19 protein-coding genes are annotated in these 19,749 nt (G+C 44.0%); 18 read left to right on the top strand and 1 reads right to left on the bottom strand.

Going from position 1 to position 19,749, the window contains the following annotated elements:
• Window positions 1-217: 217 nt before the first annotated feature.
• The 13 genes from ACFX4H_RS00990 (at window position 218) to ACFX4H_RS01050 (ending at window position 15,376) form a co-directional block, all read left to right on the top strand.
• Entirely contained in the window at window positions 218-1,294 is a 1,077-nt protein-coding gene (locus ACFX4H_RS00990) for an AI-2E family transporter (RefSeq protein ID WP_054400170.1), read from the top strand.
• Window positions 1,295-1,604: 310 nt separating this feature from the next.
• Window positions 1,605-4,241, top strand: a complete 2,637-nt coding sequence (gene alaS, locus ACFX4H_RS00995; protein ID WP_278089571.1) for an alanine--tRNA ligase — start codon at window positions 1,605-1,607, stop codon at window positions 4,239-4,241.
• 65 nt (window positions 4,242-4,306) lie between these two features.
• Window positions 4,307-4,576: an IreB family regulatory phosphoprotein gene (locus ACFX4H_RS01000; RefSeq protein ID WP_034311358.1), complete on the top strand. Its 270-nt coding sequence runs from the start codon at window positions 4,307-4,309 to the stop codon at window positions 4,574-4,576.
• Window positions 4,576-5,001: a Holliday junction resolvase RuvX gene (gene ruvX, locus ACFX4H_RS01005; protein WP_034308633.1), complete on the top strand. Its 426-nt coding sequence runs from the start codon at window positions 4,576-4,578 to the stop codon at window positions 4,999-5,001. Before ACFX4H_RS01000 ends, ruvX begins: the two co-directional genes overlap by 1 nt.
• 11 nt (window positions 5,002-5,012) lie before the next feature.
• Complete coding sequence (locus tag ACFX4H_RS01010) at window positions 5,013-5,303, top strand: DUF1292 domain-containing protein (protein WP_034308630.1); 291 nt, start codon at window positions 5,013-5,015, stop codon at window positions 5,301-5,303.
• A gap of 1,479 nt (window positions 5,304-6,782) precedes the next feature.
• On the top strand, window positions 6,783-7,919 hold the full coding sequence (mltG, locus tag ACFX4H_RS01015) for an endolytic transglycosylase MltG (protein ID WP_370021597.1): 1,137 nt from the start codon (window positions 6,783-6,785) through the stop codon (window positions 7,917-7,919).
• Window positions 7,920-8,176: 257 nt separating this feature from the next.
• On the top strand, window positions 8,177-8,842 hold the full coding sequence (locus tag ACFX4H_RS01020; protein ID WP_377433576.1) for an O-methyltransferase: 666 nt from the start codon (window positions 8,177-8,179) through the stop codon (window positions 8,840-8,842).
• Window positions 8,829-9,758 (top strand): peptidase U32 family protein, encoded by a 930-nt coding sequence (locus ACFX4H_RS01025; RefSeq protein WP_095389834.1) that lies wholly within the window; start codon window positions 8,829-8,831, stop codon window positions 9,756-9,758. Before ACFX4H_RS01020 ends, ACFX4H_RS01025 begins: the two co-directional genes overlap by 14 nt.
• A gap of 32 nt (window positions 9,759-9,790) precedes the next feature.
• Window positions 9,791-11,062: a peptidase U32 family protein gene (locus ACFX4H_RS01030; RefSeq protein ID WP_377433579.1), complete on the top strand. Its 1,272-nt coding sequence runs from the start codon at window positions 9,791-9,793 to the stop codon at window positions 11,060-11,062.
• A gap of 1 nt (window position 11,063) precedes the next feature.
• On the top strand, window positions 11,064-11,702 hold the full coding sequence (gene udk / locus ACFX4H_RS01035; RefSeq protein ID WP_034308619.1) for a uridine kinase: 639 nt from the start codon (window positions 11,064-11,066) through the stop codon (window positions 11,700-11,702).
• Window positions 11,703-12,003: 301 nt separating this feature from the next.
• Window positions 12,004-12,480 (top strand): transcription elongation factor GreA, encoded by a 477-nt coding sequence (gene greA, locus ACFX4H_RS01040; RefSeq protein WP_034308617.1) that lies wholly within the window; start codon window positions 12,004-12,006, stop codon window positions 12,478-12,480.
• A gap of 348 nt (window positions 12,481-12,828) precedes the next feature.
• Window positions 12,829-14,580, top strand: coding sequence for a peptidoglycan D,D-transpeptidase FtsI family protein (locus tag ACFX4H_RS01045; protein WP_377433581.1), 1,752 nt, complete (start codon window positions 12,829-12,831; stop codon window positions 14,578-14,580).
• Window positions 14,581-14,668: 88 nt separating this feature from the next.
• The gene (locus ACFX4H_RS01050) at window positions 14,669-15,376 is read left to right on the top strand and encodes a YrrS family protein (RefSeq protein WP_063590579.1); all 708 of its coding nucleotides are present in this window, start codon (window positions 14,669-14,671) and stop codon (window positions 15,374-15,376) included.
• Between the two features lie 70 nt (window positions 15,377-15,446).
• On the opposite strand, the gene ACFX4H_RS01055 is transcribed toward ACFX4H_RS01050, so the two are convergent.
• On the bottom strand, window positions 15,447-15,659 hold the full coding sequence (locus ACFX4H_RS01055) for a DUF2536 family protein (protein ID WP_048682770.1): 213 nt from the start codon (window positions 15,657-15,659) through the stop codon (window positions 15,447-15,449).
• Between the two features lie 154 nt (window positions 15,660-15,813).
• On the opposite strand from ACFX4H_RS01055, the gene ACFX4H_RS01060 reads away from it, so the two are divergent.
• The 5 genes from ACFX4H_RS01060 (at window position 15,814) to ACFX4H_RS01080 (ending at window position 19,703) form a co-directional block, all read left to right on the top strand.
• Window positions 15,814-16,452: a class I SAM-dependent DNA methyltransferase gene (locus ACFX4H_RS01060; protein ID WP_034308611.1), complete on the top strand. Its 639-nt coding sequence runs from the start codon at window positions 15,814-15,816 to the stop codon at window positions 16,450-16,452.
• A gap of 16 nt (window positions 16,453-16,468) precedes the next feature.
• Window positions 16,469-17,164: a 5'-methylthioadenosine/S-adenosylhomocysteine nucleosidase gene (mtnN, locus tag ACFX4H_RS01065; protein ID WP_328137296.1), complete on the top strand. Its 696-nt coding sequence runs from the start codon at window positions 16,469-16,471 to the stop codon at window positions 17,162-17,164.
• A 94-nt stretch (window positions 17,165-17,258) separates the two neighbouring features.
• Window positions 17,259-18,182 (top strand): PLP-dependent cysteine synthase family protein, encoded by a 924-nt coding sequence (locus ACFX4H_RS01070; protein ID WP_249598443.1) that lies wholly within the window; start codon window positions 17,259-17,261, stop codon window positions 18,180-18,182.
• 1 nt (window position 18,183) lies between these two features.
• Window positions 18,184-19,320: a bifunctional cystathionine gamma-lyase/homocysteine desulfhydrase gene (locus ACFX4H_RS01075; RefSeq protein ID WP_034308604.1), complete on the top strand. Its 1,137-nt coding sequence runs from the start codon at window positions 18,184-18,186 to the stop codon at window positions 19,318-19,320.
• A 116-nt stretch (window positions 19,321-19,436) separates the two neighbouring features.
• On the top strand, window positions 19,437-19,703 hold the full coding sequence (locus ACFX4H_RS01080; protein ID WP_034308601.1) for a YrhC family protein: 267 nt from the start codon (window positions 19,437-19,439) through the stop codon (window positions 19,701-19,703).
• The last annotated feature ends 46 nt before the right edge of the window (window positions 19,704-19,749 follow it).

Genomic DNA, 19,749 nt, shown 5'->3' on the forward strand with positions numbered 1-19,749 from the left:
GAGGTGTTTGCAATGGCTAGACGTTCACGCAATACTCTAATGAATATGGGTTCGGACTTGATGAACTCGAAGATGATCAAACGGAACATGAAGAAAATACGCAAAAGATTAAAGTCATTATTATAGCAGGAATGGGTGTCCTGATAATGAGGGCACTCTTTTTTATGTATGAAAACCTTCCGCCTTTCGAAGAATAAATGAGCGGGGGGTGTTAATTGTGAGTATTCGGCTAAAGTGGTTTTATCGCCTGGGTTTTTTATTGCTCTTATTTTTCGTCATCTATATTTTTATGAAACTTAAGCCCATGTGGGGACCTGCCGTTACTGTATGTGTGACGGTACTGCTGCCCTTTTTGGTCGGTGCGTTCATCAGTTACTTGCTGCACCCTGTAGTGGAATATTTAAATGAGAAAGGGATGCGTCGCTGGCTTTCGATCACGATCATCTATTTGTTGTTTTTCGGGGGGATCGGTTTTGCCGTTTATAAAGGGATTCCAGTGATCGTCAGCCAGGTTCGCGAGCTGTCGGAAAGCGTGCCGGAACTGGTTGAACAGTACCGGGGCAGGATTGATAAGCTCAATCATCAAACGGCGGCCTGGCCGTTCGGAATTCATGAAAGATTTGAAGAGGGTGTCACCCTTTTCGAAGGCTGGCTGAAGCGTATACCGGAAAAGGCGATGGAGTATGCAATGAAGATGATTGATTTCATCGTCCTGATTGCGTTGATTCCATTCATTGCTTTTTATATCCTGAAAGATTTCACCGTTTTAAAAAAAATGGCATGGTATATGACCCCGAAAAAATGGCGCAATCAGGGACGGGCATTCGTTCGTGATGTCGATGCATCGCTTGGCGGCTATATCCGCGGACAAATCATCGTCTGTGTCGTGATCGGCTTGATTTCCTCGCTGCTCTTCTGGATAGCCGGAATGAAATATCCGCTTCTTTTGGGGGCGATAATCGGAATAACGAATGTCATTCCGTATTTCGGACCGATTATTGGGGCCATTCCTGCTGTGGTCATCGCCGCGACAATGTCAGTGAAAATGGTGTTGATCATCGCGGTCATCGTGCTTGTCCTTCAATTTCTTGAAGGAAATATCCTGTCTCCGCTAATAGTCGGTAAAAGCCTTCATATGCATCCGCTGTTCATCATGCTTGCATTATTGGCCGGAGGCGAAATAGGCGGTATCGTCGGCATGGTCCTTTCGATTCCAATCTTGGCTGTGTTGAAAGTTTTTGTACTTCATGCCCGCGTTCACTTTAGAAAGAAGCCGCCCCTTATTGACAAATAAAAGTCTTGTGAATATAATCCATAACATAAGATAATTCGTTGAAGGATGAAGTATGCTGAAGTCCATCTAAAGAGAGGGGTCCCCCAGGCTGAAAGGGACTGCCAGGTGAAGAGCAGCAGAAAGCTAGTCCTGAGAGCAGCTAATACCTGCCGTCACGCCGCGTTAAGGCTTTTATGAAGGTGATGGGCCTGGGATGAATTCCTGCGTCCATAATCAGGGTGGTACCGCGAGTCAACTCTCGTCCCTGTTTTTGGGATGGGGGTTTTTTGTGTGCTCAAAATTACATAATTTTTAAAAGGAGGATATATATATGAAGTATTTAACTGGTGCTCAAATCCGCCAAATGTATTTAGACTTTTTTAGTGAAAAAGGACATAACATCGAACCAAGTGCGTCATTGGTTCCTCATGAAGATCCATCATTGCTTTGGATCAATTCCGGGGTGGCGACTTTAAAGAAATATTTTGATGGACGGGTGATTCCTGAAAATCCAAGGATTACGAATGCTCAAAAGGCGATTCGTACAAACGATATCGAAAACGTGGGGAAAACGGCACGTCATCATACGTTTTTCGAAATGCTCGGAAACTTCTCCATTGGTGAATATTTCAAAGAAGAAGCCATTACATGGGCATGGGAGTTTTTGACCGATGAAAAATGGATTGGGTTCGACAAAGATAAATTGGCTGTGACGATCCATCCTGAAGATGATGAAGCATTCGAACTTTGGAATAAGAAAATCGGTGTTCCTGCTGAAAGAATCATTCGCCTGGAAGAAAACTTCTGGGATATCGGGGAAGGCCCAAGCGGTCCGAATACGGAGATTTTCTATGACCGCGGACCAGCATATGGCGATGATCCGAATGATCCGGAACTATATCCAGGCGGGGAAAATGAACGTCATCTGGAAGTATGGAATCTTGTATTTTCTCAATTCAACCATAATCCGGACGGTTCTTATACACCGCTTCCAAAGAAAAATATCGATACAGGGATGGGCCTTGAACGTATGGCTTCCGTCGTTCAAGATGTGGCGACGAACTATGATACAGATTTATTCATGCCAATCATCCGCGCAGTCGAAGAGATATCCGATGTGAAGTATGGTGTTGATTCAGAAAAAGATGTTGCATTCAAAGTCATTGCCGACCATATTCGTACGGTAGCCTTTGCAGTAGGTGACGGGGCTCTTCCATCCAACGAAGGCCGCGGTTATGTATTGCGCCGTTTACTTCGCAGGGCGGTTCGATATGCTAAGCAAATCAACATCAACCGACCATTCATGTTCGAGCTTGTGACGGTCGTCGGTGAAATCATGAAAGACTTCTATCCTGAAGTCCTCAAGAATAAAGAGTTCATTGCAAAAGTAATCAAAAATGAAGAGGAACGTTTCCATGAAACCCTGAATGATGGACTGTCCATCCTTTCTGAGGTCATTAAAAAGGAAAAGGAAAAAGGCAATACGACCATTCCGGGCAGCGATGCATTCCGTTTATATGACACATATGGCTTCCCGATTGAGTTAACGGAAGAATATGCTGAAGAAGAAGGCATGGCGGTCGATCAAGCTGGATTTGAAAAAGAGATGGATGCACAGCGTGAACGTGCCCGTTCAGCGCGTCAAGATGTTGATTCCATGCAAATCCAAGGCGGGGTATTGGGCGATATTAAAGTTGAAAGTGAATTTGTCGGATATGATCAAGTTGCTGTCGAAGCCAAAGTTGCTGCCATCATTAAAAATGGCGAGCTTGTAACGGAGGCACAAGAAGGAGAAGAAGTTCAAGTGATATTGGACAAGACTCCTTTCTACGCGGAAAGCGGCGGACAAATAGCCGATATAGGAACGATGGCCAGTGAATCGGTGAAGGTTGATGTCCTTGATGTCCAAAAAGCTCCTAATGGCCAAAATCTGCACCGTGTAGCAGTTACTGCCGGCACATTAACAGCAGATTCCCATATCGTTGCTGCGGTAAATCAAGAAAATCGCATCCATATCACGAAAAACCATACAGCGACGCACCTTTTGCATCAGGCGTTGAAAGATGTGCTTGGTACACATGTCAACCAAGCGGGTTCACTCGTACAGGCTGAGCGCCTTCGCTTCGATTTCTCTCATTTCGGCCAGATAACGGCGGATGAGATTGAACAAATCGAAACGATTGTAAATGAAAAGATTTGGCAAAGCTTACAAGTGAATACGGACTATAAAAACATCGAAGAAGCCAAGGCTATGGGCGCAATGGCCTTGTTCGGCGAAAAATACGGCAAGATTGTACGTGTCGTTCAAATAGGCGATTACAGCTTGGAACTTTGCGGCGGTGTCCACGTTCCGAATACAGCGGTGATCGGCTTGTTCAAAATCGTTTCCGAAAGCGGCATCGGTGCAGGAACTCGCCGTATAGAAGCGGTAACGGGTGCCGGGGCGTACAAATTGATGACCGATCAAATCGGTGTCCTGAAGGACGCGGCTGCTAAATTGAAAACGAACTTGAAAGACGTACCGTCAAGAATTGAAACGGTACTGGCTGAAGTGAAGGATCTTCATCGCGAGAATGAAAGCCTTACTGCAAAATTAAGTAATATTGAAGCAAGCAGCCTTGTTTCTAACGTAAAAGAAGTAAATGGTGTTCAAGTATTGGTGGCGAAGGTTCAAGCTACCGACATGAATAATCTGCGTGCCATGGCGGATGATTTGAAACAAAAGCTCGATTCTGTCATTATCGTATTAGGCTCGGCCCAAGGTGATAAAGTCAATTTGATTGCCGGGGTGACCAAGGATTACATCGACCGCGGTTTCCATGCTGGTAAATTGGTGAAAGAAGTTGCTTCCCGTTGCGGCGGTGGCGGTGGCGGACGTCCAGATATGGCCCAAGCCGGCGGAAAAGACCCTGAAAAATTGGATGCAGCACTTAATTTTGTTGAAGAATGGGTCTTATCGATTTCATAATCAATGGAAAGTGTTGTACAATGTAGGTAATAGTGGATTTGGACGCTGAGGAGAGGTGCATGTTAATGAGTTCCTTTGATAAAACGATGAAATTTAATTTTCCCGAAGAACCATTCGAAAGAGATGTACAAGAAGTATTGTCTCAAGTGTATGTTGCACTTCAGGAAAAAGGTTATAACCCGATAAACCAGATTGTCGGTTATCTATTATCTGGTGACCCGGCCTACATCCCGCGCCATATGGATGCTCGAAACATTATTCGTAAGCTTGAACGCGATGAAATCATCGAAGAATTGGTTAAGTCGTATCTTAAGAACCATCGAGAGGAATACTAATGCGCACAATGGGACTTGATTTAGGTTCAAAAACCATCGGCGTCGCCCTGAGCGACGCGATGGGTTGGACTGCACAAGGATTGGAAACGATCAAAATTAACGAAGCTGGAAATGACTTCGGCTTTAAACGCCTCAATGAAATTATAAAAGAGCATGATGTTTCTAAAATTGTCCTCGGTTTACCTAAGAACATGAATGGGACTGTTGGACCGCGAGGCGAGATCAGCCAAGATTTCGCTAAACGATTAGAAAACAAATTCAAGCTGCCGGTGTTTCTCTGGGATGAACGGTTGACAACTATGGCGGCTGAACGTGTCCTTCTTGAGGCGGACGTGAGCCGAAGCAAACGCAAGAAAGTCATTGATAAAATGGCAGCTGTCATGATTCTGCAAGGATTCTTGGACAGACAAACAAATTCAATATGAGGTGAATACAAATGGAACACGGCGAAAACAACATTACAGTAGTAGATGAAAACGGAAACGAGCAGCTTTGCGAAATCCTTTTCACATTCGACTCAGATAAATTCAACAAATCTTATGTACTTTACTATCCGATGTCTGCAGAAGATGAAGAGGAAGAAATTGAAATCCACGCTTCATCATTCGTACCGAGCGAAGATAATAAAGATGGTGAACTTACACCGATCGAAACAGAAGAAGAGTGGGATCTTGTCGAAGAAATGTTAAATACATTCCTTGACCAAGAAGAAGCGGAAGAAGAATAAAAGAAAAAAACCGGCCCCTAAAGGCCGGTTTTTTTTTGGGCTCTTTTCGTAAAGATTGTTGTTTTTAAAACGAAACTATTTTAGGTTGATTGGAGCGGAAGTGCGAGACTCCTGCGGGAGCTGCGGGACAGGTAAGACCCCACAGGCGTTTACGCCGAGGAGGCTCACCGCCCGCACCAAGGAAAGCGAGCACCTGGAGGGGAAATCAACCACACTGCACTACTTCGTAAATAGCAACAAAGTATGAAAATAGCCTTTTTTTTGAAAAGGGACTTCATCTAAAATTTAATAACAAAATTGATGGGAGTGGGTGTGTGAGACTCCTGCGGGAAAAGCGCGTCTAAGGAGACCCCGCAAGCGGAAGCCGAGGGCGGACCGCCCGCGCAAAGCGAGTACCTGGAGTGGAAAGCAATGTTTGAATTGTAAAAACCTGTATAAAATTGCAGGCATATAGATCGTTTTTTCATTTTTGTACCAGTTACCCTTATCTTTTCTTTGCGAATAAAAGCATAAAAGTAGCGAACGGACCCAAAAATAATGATAGCAAGAACCAGTTCAGCGCCGTTCTATTTTTTCCTTGAGCAAGTCCGGCGTTTATGAGTGCCAATGTCCCCCAACCTACAAAATAAGACTGATCCAACTCCTTCACACCTTTCCTTTTCCTCAAATCATTATGGCATTCCTATATGAATATTCCTGCTATTTCTTGAAATGCCTAATACATGCAGGGAACAAATTTTTAAGCTGAGTAAATAATTAAAACAAAGTTGATTGGTCCCCGAGACAGTCCGCGGAAAGCGAGAACCTGAAGTGGAAAGTAAGTCCACCACCAAATAACATTTCATTGTTCGGCTGTGACATTCCAAGCCACTTTTTTAGAAAAAAGGGTTACAAACTGAATTTTTTTAAACAAAGTTGATTGGAACGGAAGGGGCGAGACTCCTGCGGAAATACGTGTCCAAGGGAGTCCCCACAGGCGCAAAAGCGCCGAGGGCGGACCGCCCGCGAAAAGCGAGTCCCTGGAGCGTAAATCAACGTCTAGATTGTACAAGCCATAAAAAGACCGTGGGCAAAAGGAGTTCGGAAACATATCTTTCATCAAATGATGTTCCCGAACCAACTGACCCCAAGCAGCACCATCAACTCCTCGAGTATAGTTTCTAAGTTAATAAATAGTTGAGGTAGGGGGGCTCTGTGGGAAAAACGCATCAAAGTGAGTGCCTGAACTGGAGAGGAAATCAATATGCCCTCAAAAAAACTTTAGACAAAGATATCACTATTTTCCTATTAAATAATACCTGTATATTGACAAAACTAGTGCATTTTTGCCATAAATAGAGTATTGATGAATGTAGTTTTGCAAAAAACATGTAATTATTTGTTGATTTTAGTATAATGTTCGAAGCAAAGATTAATTAGAGAAAAAGCATCATCTAGAAACCATTCTGTAGTTGGTGTGAGTTTGCAGGGGGAATGAACATGGATGAAAAAGATAAAAATCTATCTAAAAAGGAACATATCCGAATGAAATTGTTAGAACAGCAAGGAGAAGCCAAGCTGGTTCGTAAAATCATCATGATTACGATCGCTTCGCTTATTTTACTAATTGGGATAGTTGGTCTTGTGGGCTTTTTATATATCAACTCAGCCATGAAACCAGTCGATCCGGATGATGACACCATCAAGAAAGTGAAAATCCCGATCGGTTCATCCGTTAACGGAATTTCAACTCTGCTTGAAGAGCAGGGAATAATCAAGGACGCACGCGTATTCAAATATTATATTAAATTCCGCAATGAATCCGGTTTTCAGGCAGGGGAGTATAAATTATCACCTTCCATGCCGATTGAAGATATTGTCACAAGCATCAAAACCGGAAAACTCATGAAGGAAGCGGCAATGAAGATAACGATTCCTGAAGGGAAGCAGCTAATCCAAATTGCCGATATCATCGCGGGGAAGACGGGGGAAGATCCGAAAAAGGTCTTCAAGAAATTGAATGATAAGAAGTTCGTTAATTCCATGCAAGAGCAATTTCCGCAGCTATTGACCTCGGAAATTGAAAATGAAAAGGTTTTATATCCGCTGGAAGGGTACCTTTTCCCAGCAACTTATGACTTTTATGAAGAAAAGCCGACCCTGGAGTCGATCGTCATCGAGATGCTGAAGAAAACCGAAGAGACATTGCAGGCATACGAGGGCCAAATGGACAAGAACGATTATTCCGTACACGAGATGCTGACCTTCGCTTCGCTTGTCGAAGAAGAGGCGACGGCACAAGTCGATCGCGGAAAGATAGCTTCCGTCTTTTACAACCGTATTGAGGAAGATATGCCGCTTCAAACGGATCCGACCGTTTTGTATGCGAAGGGTTCACATAAGAGCAGGGTGTATTATAAAGACCTTGAGGTGAAATCCCCTTATAATACGTATAAGAACAAGGGGCTTCCGCCAGGGCCGATTGCAAATGCCGGAACGACATCGATCGATGCGGTATTGAAACCTGAGAAAACGGATTACCTGTACTTTTTGGCAACACCTGAAGGGGAAGTCCTTTACTCCAAGACCTTGGATGACCACAATAACAAAAAGGCAGAGCATATTTCCAATAAATAAATAAAAAAATGCAAGGAAACCGAGGGGGGAGAGATATTACTTTCCCCTTGTTTTTATGATAGAATAGTACAAGTGAATTTTTGATCCGATTCTTATCGGTGACGTAACTCGGCGAATGCCGGGTTTTATTTTGAAAGATAAGGAAATGTAGATCGTCAAGCATACTTGTTTCAGCTCCTTGTGAAGAAATTGTACAATCAATTTTTTCATGTTACTGACCAAGCGCTTTTGTTTTCCTTATAAATGGAGGAAACGTTTTGAACGGAAAAATAGAACAATATCTTCATTCCTTAATTCCGGAGCGTACGGGTTTGCTTAAGGAGTTGGAAGATTTTGCGATGGAAAATAATGTGCCGATCATGGAGCCCGAAGGAATTGAAGTGCTGCTTCAGATTTTAAGGCTTCATCAGCCAAAAACGATATTGGAAGTAGGTTCGGCAATTGGCTATTCGGCCATAAGGATGGCTGAGACCCTTCCGGAAGCAGAAATCGTCACGCTTGAACGGAATGAAGCCCGCATTGAGCAGGCAAGGGCTAATTTCAAGAAGGCAGGACTGTCGGAAAGGATCACCCTCATTGAAGGGGATGCCCTTGAAGCGGGACCGAAAGTGATAGAGCATGGCCCGTTCGATATCATCTTCGTTGATGCAGCTAAAGGGCAGTACAAGCGATTCTTTGAACTGTTTGAACCATTCCTTGCTGATGCTGGCATCATCATTACTGACAATGTATTATTCAAAGGCTTGGTTGCCGAAAACATTGAAGAAATGGAAATGACGAGAAGAAAGCGAGCTCTTATCAAAAAAATCAGAGACTTTAACATCTGGTTACATGACCATCCCCATTTCGATACTGTAATTTTGCCAATTGGTGATGGTGTGGCCATTAGTAAACATAGAGGTGACAAAAATGAAAAAGCCTGAATTACTCGTGACTCCGACAAGTGTCGATCATATAACAGAACTCATCGATGCTGGCGCTGACGCCTTCGTCATTGGCGAACAACGTTATGCGTTAAGGCTGGCAGGGGAGTTCAATCGTGAAGATGTAGAGAAGGCAATTGAACTTGCACATGCTGCGGGCAAGAAAGTGTACGTATCCATGAACGCCATTTTTCATAATGAAAAAGTGGACGAGCTTGAAGGGTATGTTACATTCCTTAAAGAGGCTGGTGCCGACCGGATCATTTTCGGTGATCCCGCAGTCTTGATGGCAGTCCGTGCGGTGGCACCTGATATGCCCCTGCACTGGAATACAGAGATGACGGTAACGAACTGGTACACATGTAATTACTGGGGGAAACGCGGTGCTGTCCGTGCCGTTGCTGCCCGTGAGATAAGTCTGGACGAGATCGTGGAAATGAAGGAAAATGCCGAAGTGGAGATTGAAGTGCAAGTGCATGGCATGACATGCATGTTCCAATCGAAGCGTACGCTCCTAGGTAATTACTTTGAATACCAAGGCAAGGCATTGGAAGTTGAAAATCGGAAGGAGCATAGAAATATGTTCTTGCATGATAAGGAACGCGAAAATAAATACCCGATTTATGAAGATGAAAATGGTACACATATCATGAGTCCGAATGATATGTGCATGATTGATGAACTTCAGGAATTGATTGAAGCGGAAATTGACTCCCTGAAAATCGAAGGGTTACTACAAACTCCGGAATATGTCATTGAAATGACAAGGTTATATCGGGAAGCGATTGACGTATGTGCTGAAGACCCTGACCGCTATGATGATATCAAATCGGAACTTTTTGAAAAAGTCAAAGCGGTTCAGCCGGATAACCGTGAGTTGGATACTGGGTTCTTCTTTAAAGAATCGGTTTATTAAAGAAAAGGGTAAGAGAAAGAGGAGGAATAGCCTTGAATGCTATTGCTGATAAAATTTCCAAGATCGTTGATGGAAAGAGAGTCATTGTAAAAAAACCGGAATTGCTGGCTCCGGCCGGCAACCTGGAAAAATTAAAAATTGCCGTCCATTACGGCGCGGATGCCGTGTTCATTGGCGGTCAGGAATATGGCCTTCGTTCCAATGCCGGTAACTTCACGTTTGACGAAATGAAGGAAGGCGTCGAATTCGCTAATAAGTATGGTGCCAAAGTATATGTAACTACAAATATCTTCGCACATAATGAAAATATCGATGGTCTTGATGAATATCTGGAAGGTCTTCAGGAGGCAGGGGTCCATGGTATCATCGTCGCCGACCCATTAATCATCGAAACCTGTAAAAGGGTCGCTCCGAAAGTCGAGATCCATTTAAGCACACAGCAATCGCTATCGAACTGGAAGGCTGTTCAGTATTGGAAAGAGGAAGGCTTGGAGCGTGTTGTTTTGGCACGTGAGACGAGTGCTGATGAAATCCGTGAAATGAAGGAGAAGGTCGATATCGAAATCGAGGCTTTCGTTCATGGGGCCATGTGCATCGCCTATTCTGGACGCTGCACCCTTTCGAACCATATGACGGCGCGTGATTCGAACCGCGGCGGCTGCTGTCAGTCTTGCCGTTGGGATTATGATTTATATGAGTTGGATCAAGATGGGGAAAAGGCTTTATTCGATAAAGAAGATGCTCCATTCGCAATGAGTCCAAAAGACTTGAAGCTGATTGAATCACTGCCTGGCATGATTGAAATTGGCATAGACAGCTTAAAAGTCGAAGGAAGAATGAAATCGATTCATTATATTGCAACGGTTGTCAGCGTGTACCGTAAAGTGATTGATGCGTATTGTGCCGATCCCGACAATTTCAAGATTAAACAAGAATGGCTGGAAGAGCTTGATAAGTGTGCGAACCGTGAGACGGCATCATCGTTCATGGAAGGGGAAATTCCTGGGTATAAACAGCAAATGTTCGGGAATCATACCGTAAAGACTCGCTTCGACTTCGCAGGATTGGTGCTTGATTACAACGAGGAAACTAAAATCGTAACCATGCAGCAACGTAACTTCTTCAAGCCTGGGGATGAAGTGGAGTTTTTTGGACCGGAAATCGAAAACTTCACTCAAAAAATCGGTACGATCTGGGATGAGTCAGGTAAGGAGCTGGAGGCAGCCCGCCATCCGCTTCAAATTGTCCGCATTCAAGTAGATAATAGAGTTTATGTGAACAATATGATGCGGAAGGAGAATTGATATGACAAGAAAGAAACCAGTGGTCATTGGAGTTACCGGAGGGTCGGGATCAGGTAAAACAAGTGTTACCCGTTCCATTTTTGAATTCTTCCAAGGACATTCCATCTTGATGATCGAACAAGATTATTATTATAAAGATCAAAGTCATCTGCCTTTTGAAGAGCGCCTGAAAACGAACTATGATCATCCACTTGCATTTGATAATGATTTGCTAATCGATCACATTAACGCTTTGCTGCGCTATGAAACGATAGAAAAACCCGTTTATGATTATTCGATCCATACGCGCTCGGAAGAAGTCATCACAGTTGAGCCACAGGATGTCATCATCCTTGAAGGGATTCTAGTACTGGAGGATGAACGCCTGCGAGACCTGATGGATATGAAGCTATATGTCGATACGGACGCAGACCTGCGGATCCTTCGCCGGATGACCCGTGATATTAAAGAACGCGGCCGTTCCATAGATTCCGTCATCGAACAATACATCAGTGTCGTCCGTCCGATGCATAATCAGTTCATAGAACCGACGAAGCGTTATGCCGACATCATCATACCAGAAGGCGGCCAAAACCATGTGGCGATTGACCTTATGGTGACAAAAATTCAAACAATCCTTGAACAAAAGTCTTTTTTGTAATAACATAGCATAAATAATGATAGGTGCCATTTTCCTCCGTTTATTTAAAAATCCCATTTATTTAATGGGAAAGACTGGACAAATGTTGGAAAACGCAATACTCTATTCTTGATACAGAACGAACCGGCTGCTCACCGCAGTCGGTTTATATACTAAGGAACGGATTGTTTCTTAGTATCGAAGCGCGACTTTTTAAGTCGCGCAATTATATATTTTGACTCGATTTGGGTTAAGCACTATATAGTACATAAACTTGTCACAGCGAATGCTTGCTGTAAAGAATTTGAAGGAGTGAAGGGTTTTGGCAATTGAAAAAGAATATCCAATGACTAAAGAAGGTAAGTTAAAGCTTGAACAGGAACTGGAACAGTTAAAAACGGTTAAACGTAAAGAAGTGGTGGAAAGAATCAAAATCGCCCGCAGTTTTGGGGACCTTTCCGAGAACTCAGAATACGATTCCGCAAAAGAAGAGCAGGCTTTCGTTGAAGGACGTATTACAACGATCGAAAACATGATCCGCAATGCAAAAATCATTGAAGGCAATGATTCGAATACAGATACAGTTTCACTTGGAAAATCGGTAACCTTCGTGGAACTTCCAAATGGTGACGAAGAAACATATTCCATCGTAGGAAGCGTTGAAGCGGACCCATTCGAAGGAAAAATCTCCAATGATTCCCCAATCGCGAAAAGCCTGATAGGGAAAAGGGTCGGCGACAAGGTATCGATCATGACACCTGGCGGCGAAATGAGCGTCAAGATTGTATCCATCGACTAAATAAAATGCAAAAGGGGATGTCCATCGGGGCATCCTCTTTTTATGTAAGGCTGTTTTCACATACTTTGTTGCTATTTACCAGTAGTGAGTTGTGGTTGATTTCCCCTCAAGATGCTCGCTTTCCGCGGGGCGGGCGCTGAGCCTCCTCGGCGTAAACGCCCGTGGGGTCTCACCTGTCCCGCTGCTCCCGCAGGAGTCTCGCACTTCCGCTCCAATCAACCTTAAATAGTTTCGTTTAAAAACAACAATCTTTACGAAAAGAGCCTTATGGAAAAGTGCCGCGTTAAATTTGTTCATAATTGTTTAAAAATTCGCACCTCGTCAACAATGGTTACCGAGGTGTATTTTATGAAAAAGAAACGAATGAGGTTGCTGGCACTTTTTTTGACCACTTTCATGCTGATGCTCATAGGCAGGCTTGCCTACATCCAACTTGTATCGACAGAATCTTTTTCAAAGCATGATGTGAACCTGTTGGAAGCAAGCGTGAATCAGCGTTCACAAATATTAAAGATTGATGATGGACGCGGAAAGTTCTATGACAGAAACGGAGAACCTCTGGCACATGAAGAGATCCCGACGCTGGTCCTTTTTCCCTTTTTAAAAAAAATGACATGGCCCATAGATGAAGTGGCCTCGATAATAGGGAAATCGGAAGCGGAGTTAAAACGGGCTATAGAAGAAGCGGATGAACCATTCGTATTTGGCGGGGATGAACCGATAGAGTTGACGTCCAGCCAGTCGAAGGCAATCAATGAATTGAAGATTCCCGGGGTCTTTGCCGTGAATGAGAAATTATATCATGATCAAACGCCTGCAGCACAATTGATCGGAACGACGAATATATCTGATGCGGAAAAGAAAAAACGTTACCCGGACATGAATTTATCTCCTGAAACGAAAATAGGCAATACGGGACTGCAAAGGACCTTCGATGAGTTCTTGCTTTCCTCTGGGGAATCGAAGCTCGTTTTTCACGTGGACGCCAGCGGAGGACCGATGTTCGGTGTCGATGTTAAATATGTGGAACCAGCAAATCCGCTTTACCCGGTGAAGGTCATGACGACGATCGATAAAGAAATTCAGGAGAAAGCGGAGAAGCTCGTCGATGAACGCGGGATAAAAAAAGGCGGTCTCGTCCTGATCGATATCGAAAAAAGTGAAATCGTCGCCATGGTATCACGTCCGGCGCTTAATATAAAAGATCCAAATGGCGAAGGGGCCGTCAATATGATGCTGACTCAAAAAACGCCGGGTTCTGTCTTTAAAACGGTCACGGCAGCAGCGGCCATCGATTATGAAGCGGCCAGTCCCACCCGGACATTTAACTGTAATTTGACGATAGACGGCAAAACGGATAAACAGAGGGAACTGGGCGTACTTAATTTTGAAAATAGCTTTGCCCAAAGCTGTAATAGGACGTTTGCCGAATTGTCACAGGAAATAGCGGAGAAGGATCCGGACTTTTTGGACAAATATGCAAAAAAGTTAGGGCTGGTTGGTGAAACGGGCTGGCAAGGGGACGTATATCACACGGAAGTCACTCAGCTGCATCATGAGCAAACAGGAAAGGTCTGGCATGATGACGATTTAAAAAAAGATCCCAAAATGGTTGCCAAAACGGCAATTGGCCAGCAAGATGTCCAAACGACGCCGCTCGCGATCGCGAATATGATGGCAACGATTGCCCGCGGCGGCAAGAAGGAACAGGTCAAAGCCGTTTCCAAGGTCGAATTTAACAATAGTACGACCGTAGTCGATTTTCCCAATCAAAGCATTGGCGGCGAGACACTGTCTCCATATACAACGATGAAGATGCAGCATCTTCTTAGGAAGGTCGTGACGGAAGAGAAAGGGACGGGCGCCTCCTTGAGAGATTTGCCTGTGGAGGTCGCAGGCAAGTCCGGGACAGCTCAGACCAATATTGAAAAAGGGGAGCTCAATAAATGGTTTGCAGGCTACTTTCCCTATAAAGATCCCAAATATGCTCTTGTTACCGTAAGTTTTGAAACGAAGGAAAACAGTTCCAGCATGACGCCTCTTTTTTCAGATATTGTAAAAGTCCTGTACTCGAAGGACCAGGACAATAGCGAGAATTGACGAAAAGTGTAGGAAACCCTTCCCTTCTATCTCTGGCTAAATCATGTTAAAATGAGGCAGTAAGAAATGGTAAGGGGAGGAATGGACCTTGGGCTCACGTTTCAATCAGAGAGATCAAAAAAGAAAAGTAAATAAAATATATAATATTGCAATCACCATCGTTTCCATTTTAATCGTCATTGTCGCAGTCTCGATTTTCTTAAGTGATGATGGCACCGAAACAAAAAAAGCCACGACTGAACCAAAGCAAGTCGCCGAGACTGAAAAAGGGAAAGTAGTGGACAAACCTTCTGGCAAAGAGGAAGAAACGGATTCAGAGAAGGAAGACGCAGTAGGTGATAGTGAAGCAACAGAAGAGGATGCCGAAAAAGAAGATAGTAAAGCAACAGAGGAAGATGCAGAAGAGAAGGCTGAAGATGATGCAGATCCAGAAAAAGCAGGAGATGCCGAACTTGTGGAAGTGGAAGGCAGCGGCGATGGCAATGTTGCGTCTACATATACAAGTGAGAGTTGGAAACCAGTAGGAACGGAGCAATCCGGGGAGCACACTACCAGCTTCGAAAAGGGCTCGGTCGATTGGAATGAAATGAGTAAAGCGATAGCAAGCGGAGCTGGAATCGATGAAGGCAGCATGAAGCTATGGTGGCTGCAAAACGGCGGTTCGCCGACCACGGCAATCGGTACGGTTTCTGAAGGAGACAACCCTAAAACCTTCCGGGTTTATATTGAATGGGTGGACGGATCAGGTTGGAAACCTGTAAAAGTCGAAGAGCTGAAGACAAACGATAAAAGATAATGTTCAGAAAAAATGTATAAACGAAAAACCCCCGAAAGGAATTCCGCTTTTCGGGGGTTTTTCATGGTGCTCATTTTTTAGCTTTAAAGTGGACGACTGCACTATAAAAACGTCTGCCTTCTTCACTTACATACATTTGGTGTGACACGGATTCCACCTGAAGCATGATCGCTTTATTGATTTCAATTTGTGATTGGATTTTTTCTTCAAGATTCTTGATGCTTTCTGCCTCGAAAAATTCTATTTTATCTTCGAATAAGTTTAAGTCGAGTTGAAAACTCATGACTGTTCCCCTCCAACATTCAGATACTGTTAGTTTACCACCATTTTGTCCGAATCTGAACCTAATGAATTTGCCTAAAAACAAGAACTGTTTCTCTGTTTATATCATATTATGCTTATAGGTTTTATTATCTTATTATAAAAGGTGATTAAAAATGGGCAGAGAATTTATCGATTTATTTGAAGAATGGTCGAAATCGTATGATGATACGGTTGGTGGACACGATATTGAGTATCAAGAGGTTTTTAAACATTATGATGGCATATTGGACAGCGTCACCAATCGGGCTTTTGGTCATGTGCTGGAGTTCGGGGTGGGTACCGGGAATTTGACGGAAAGACTTTTGAAGAAGGGCCTAAAGGTATCGGGAATAGAACCTTCTCCTGCGATGAGGGAAATAGCGGTAAGCAAGCTGAGCGGAAAAACGGAAATTGTAGATGGTGATTTTATCGATTTTCCGAAGCCGGAACAGGTTGATTCGATTGTGAGTACGTACGCGTTTCATCATTTAACCGATGAAGAAAAAGAAAAAGCGATAGCCAACTATGGAAAGTTACTGAATACTGGTGGTAAAATAGTGTTTGCTGATACAATGTATCAATCAAAGGAAGCTCATGAACGAGCGATTCAAGATGCAAGGCAGGCAGGCTTTCATAATTTGGCGAACGATTTGCAAACGGAATATTATACTACGATTCCTTTTTTGGAAAAAGTGCTTGAAGCAAATGGATATAAAGTGAACTTCGAGCGCTGCAATCAATTCGTCTGGATCATGGAGGCGGAAAAATTATAGGAAGAGGTTTTTACTAATGAAGGTAGCCATAATCGGAGCAATGGAAGAAGAAGTTACGATTTTACGTGATAAATTGGAAGGGTTGGAGCAGGTGACCATTGCCGGTTCCGAGTTCAATACAGGCACACTGAATGGTATCGAGGTCATTTTACTTAAATCTGGTATCGGTAAAGTGAATGCGGCAATGTCCACTGCAATCCTGTTAGAAAAATTCAAACCGGATGCGGTCATCAATACTGGCTCTGCCGGCGGTTATCATCCAGATCTGAATGTAGGGGATGTGGTCATATCCACGGAAGTGCGGCACCATGATGTCGATGTGACGATTTTTGGATATGAATACGGTCAAGTCCCTCAGATGCCTGCAGCTTTCACACCGGATGAAAAGCTTTTTGCAATCGCAGAAGAAGCAGCAAAAGAAATCGAGGATATACAAGTGGCGAAAGGGTTGATCGTGACGGGGGATTCTTTCATGAATGATCCTGACAGGGTTGAATTCGTCAGAGGGAAATTCTCTGATTTATACGCGGTGGAAATGGAAGCGGCAGCCATTGCACAGGTAGCCTTCCAATTCAAAACACCGTTTGTCATCATTCGTTCCCTTTCGGATATCGCGGGTAAGGAGTCCAATATTTCCTTTGATAAATTCCTGGAAACTGCGGCTCTTCATTCAGCGGCACTGATTTTGAAAATGGTTGAAAAAATGAAATGAATGGTAAGTGATCAGCGGAAGCTTTTCTGCTGATCATTCTTTATTGCATAATCCTCATTAAATTGGTAGGATAACTATGAAAGGATGTCCGAATATGAAAGTCTTTAAAAATATTCATGAGCTGGTAGGGGAAACGCCGATGATGGAAATCACCCATTTCCCGCTTCCGGATGAAGTCCGTATCTTTGCCAAACTGGAATACTTCAATCCGGGAGGCAGTGTGAAGGATCGGCTTGGTCAAGAACTGTTAGCCAAAGCGCTGCAGACAGGGAAGGTGAAAAAGGGCGGGACGATCATCGAACCGACTGCCGGGAATACCGGGATTGGCTTGGCGTTGGCTGCGATAAACAGTGGGGTGGACGTGATATTTTGCGTTCCGGAGAAATTCAGTATCGAGAAACAGGAATTGATGCGTGCCCTTGGAGCGAATGTGATCCAAACCCCGACAGAGGAAGGGATGACAGGAGCAATCGCCAAGGCTAAGGCGCTGCTGGCTGAAATTCCGGGATCATATTGTCCCCAGCAGTTCGCCAACCCTTCCAATCCTGATGCCTATTATAAAACGCTGGGACCTGAAATATGGGAACAGATGGAAGGCGATGTGGATGTGTTTGTTGCCGGTGCCGGGACGGGCGGAACATTCATGGGAACATCGCGATATTTGAAAGAAAAGAACGCTGCTGTCAAAACGGTCATTGTCGAACCAGAAGGATCGATTTTAAACGGCGGAAAAGCCGGATCCCATAAAACAGAGGGGATCGGGATGGAATTCTTACCTGCCTATATGGATGAAACGTATTTTGACCAAATCCATACGATAAGCGATCGTGACGCTTTCCATATGGTAAAGGAATTGGCGATTAAAGAAGGCCTTCTTGTCGGGAGTTCTTCCGGTGCGGCATTTGCAGCGGCCATGAAAGAAGCGGCCAAGGCTTCCCGGGGGGCGAATATCGTCGTCATATTTCCGGATTCAAGTGAACGATACTTAAGCAAAAAAATTTATCAGGGAGGAATGTAAAATGAGAAAAAAAACACAATTGATCCATGGCGGCATTTTCGGTGATGAACAAACAGGAGCGGTTTCGGTGCCGATTTATCAAGTGAGCACCTATAAACAGGATGGTCCGGGGAATCATCGGGGCTATGAATATTCCCGTACAGGCAACCCGACCCGCCATGCCCTCGAAGAATTGATCAAGGATCTCGAGGAAGGAAAAAGAGGTTTCGCCTTCGGATCAGGAATGGCAGCAATGACTGCGGTTATGATGCTGTTCAGTCATGGTGATCATGTATTGATGACAGATGATGTTTATGGAGGTTCTTTCCGGGTCATCACTAAAGTGCTTAACCGCTTTGGGGTGGAAGCTACGTTCATCAATACGAGTGACATACACTCGATCGAAAAAGAGATAAAGGACAATACGAAAGCACTGTTCATTGAAACTCCGACGAATCCATTATTGAAAATCACCGATTTGGAAGAAGTATCAAAAATAGCAAAAGAAAACGGCATCCTCACCATTGTGGACAATACCTTCAGTACGCCATACTGGCAAAATCCGCTTTCACTTGGAGCCGATATCGTGCTTCATAGCGCAACGAAGTATCTGGGGGGACACAGCGATGTTGTAGCGGGTCTTGTCGTGGTGAATGATGAAAAGATTGGCAATGACCTTCATTTCATCCAAAACTCCACAGGAGGCGTGCTAGGGCCCCAGGATTCATGGTTGCTGATGCGAGGCATTAAAACGCTGGGAATCAGGATGGAAGAACATGAAAAAAACACATCTCAAATCGTTCGTTTCCTATCCGGGCATGAAGGCGTTTCGAAAATCTATTACCCAGGTCTTGAAAACCACCCAAATCATGATATTGCCAAAAAACAATCGCGTGGATTCGGCGGTATGGTTTCATTTGATGTCGGCAGTGCGGAAAAGGCCGAGTCCGTTTTGAACAAAGTGAGATACTTTACACTTGCGGAAAGTCTGGGGGCAGTGGAGAGCTTGATTTCCATTCCGGCTTTGATGACACATGCTTCCATTCCGGCTGAGCGTCGTGCAGAACTTGGGATAACTGATGGGTTGATTCGCATTTCAGTAGGTCTGGAAGATGTTGAAGACTTATTGGAAGACTTGGAACAAGCGCTGCAAGGATAGTCGTTTAGGGACCAGAAATTCATAGCTGACTGCCATTATTTACACCCTGTCATTTGGAATAAATATGGTAGAATGAGATATCGATATCTTATTAGCTTGAAAGAAGGTGGAATGGCATGAAAAACCGCAAAAAACAAACGGCGGCAATGCTGCGTTCGAAAATGGTCGATTTTAAACAATTTGCGATCACTTTGTTATGTGTGGGTTCGTTCTTCTATATAGGAACCATCCTTCCCACTGGCGACAAAGCGATGATTGACACATATGTCTATATGGGAGCGACAATCATGTTCCTGGGCATATCCATAGTATTTTTCTCATTATCAAAAAAATATAAGAAGATCTTGGCCGAAATGGATGACCAGGACACTTTACAACAATAGAAGCAAACCTTACTTCTGCGGGAAAAGCGCGTCGAGGGGAGACCCC

Origin of the sequence: Peribacillus sp. YIM B13477 (assembly GCF_042787955.1) — a bacterium.
GTDB classification, from domain to species: domain Bacteria; phylum Bacillota; class Bacilli; order Bacillales; family DSM-1321; genus Peribacillus; species Peribacillus frigoritolerans.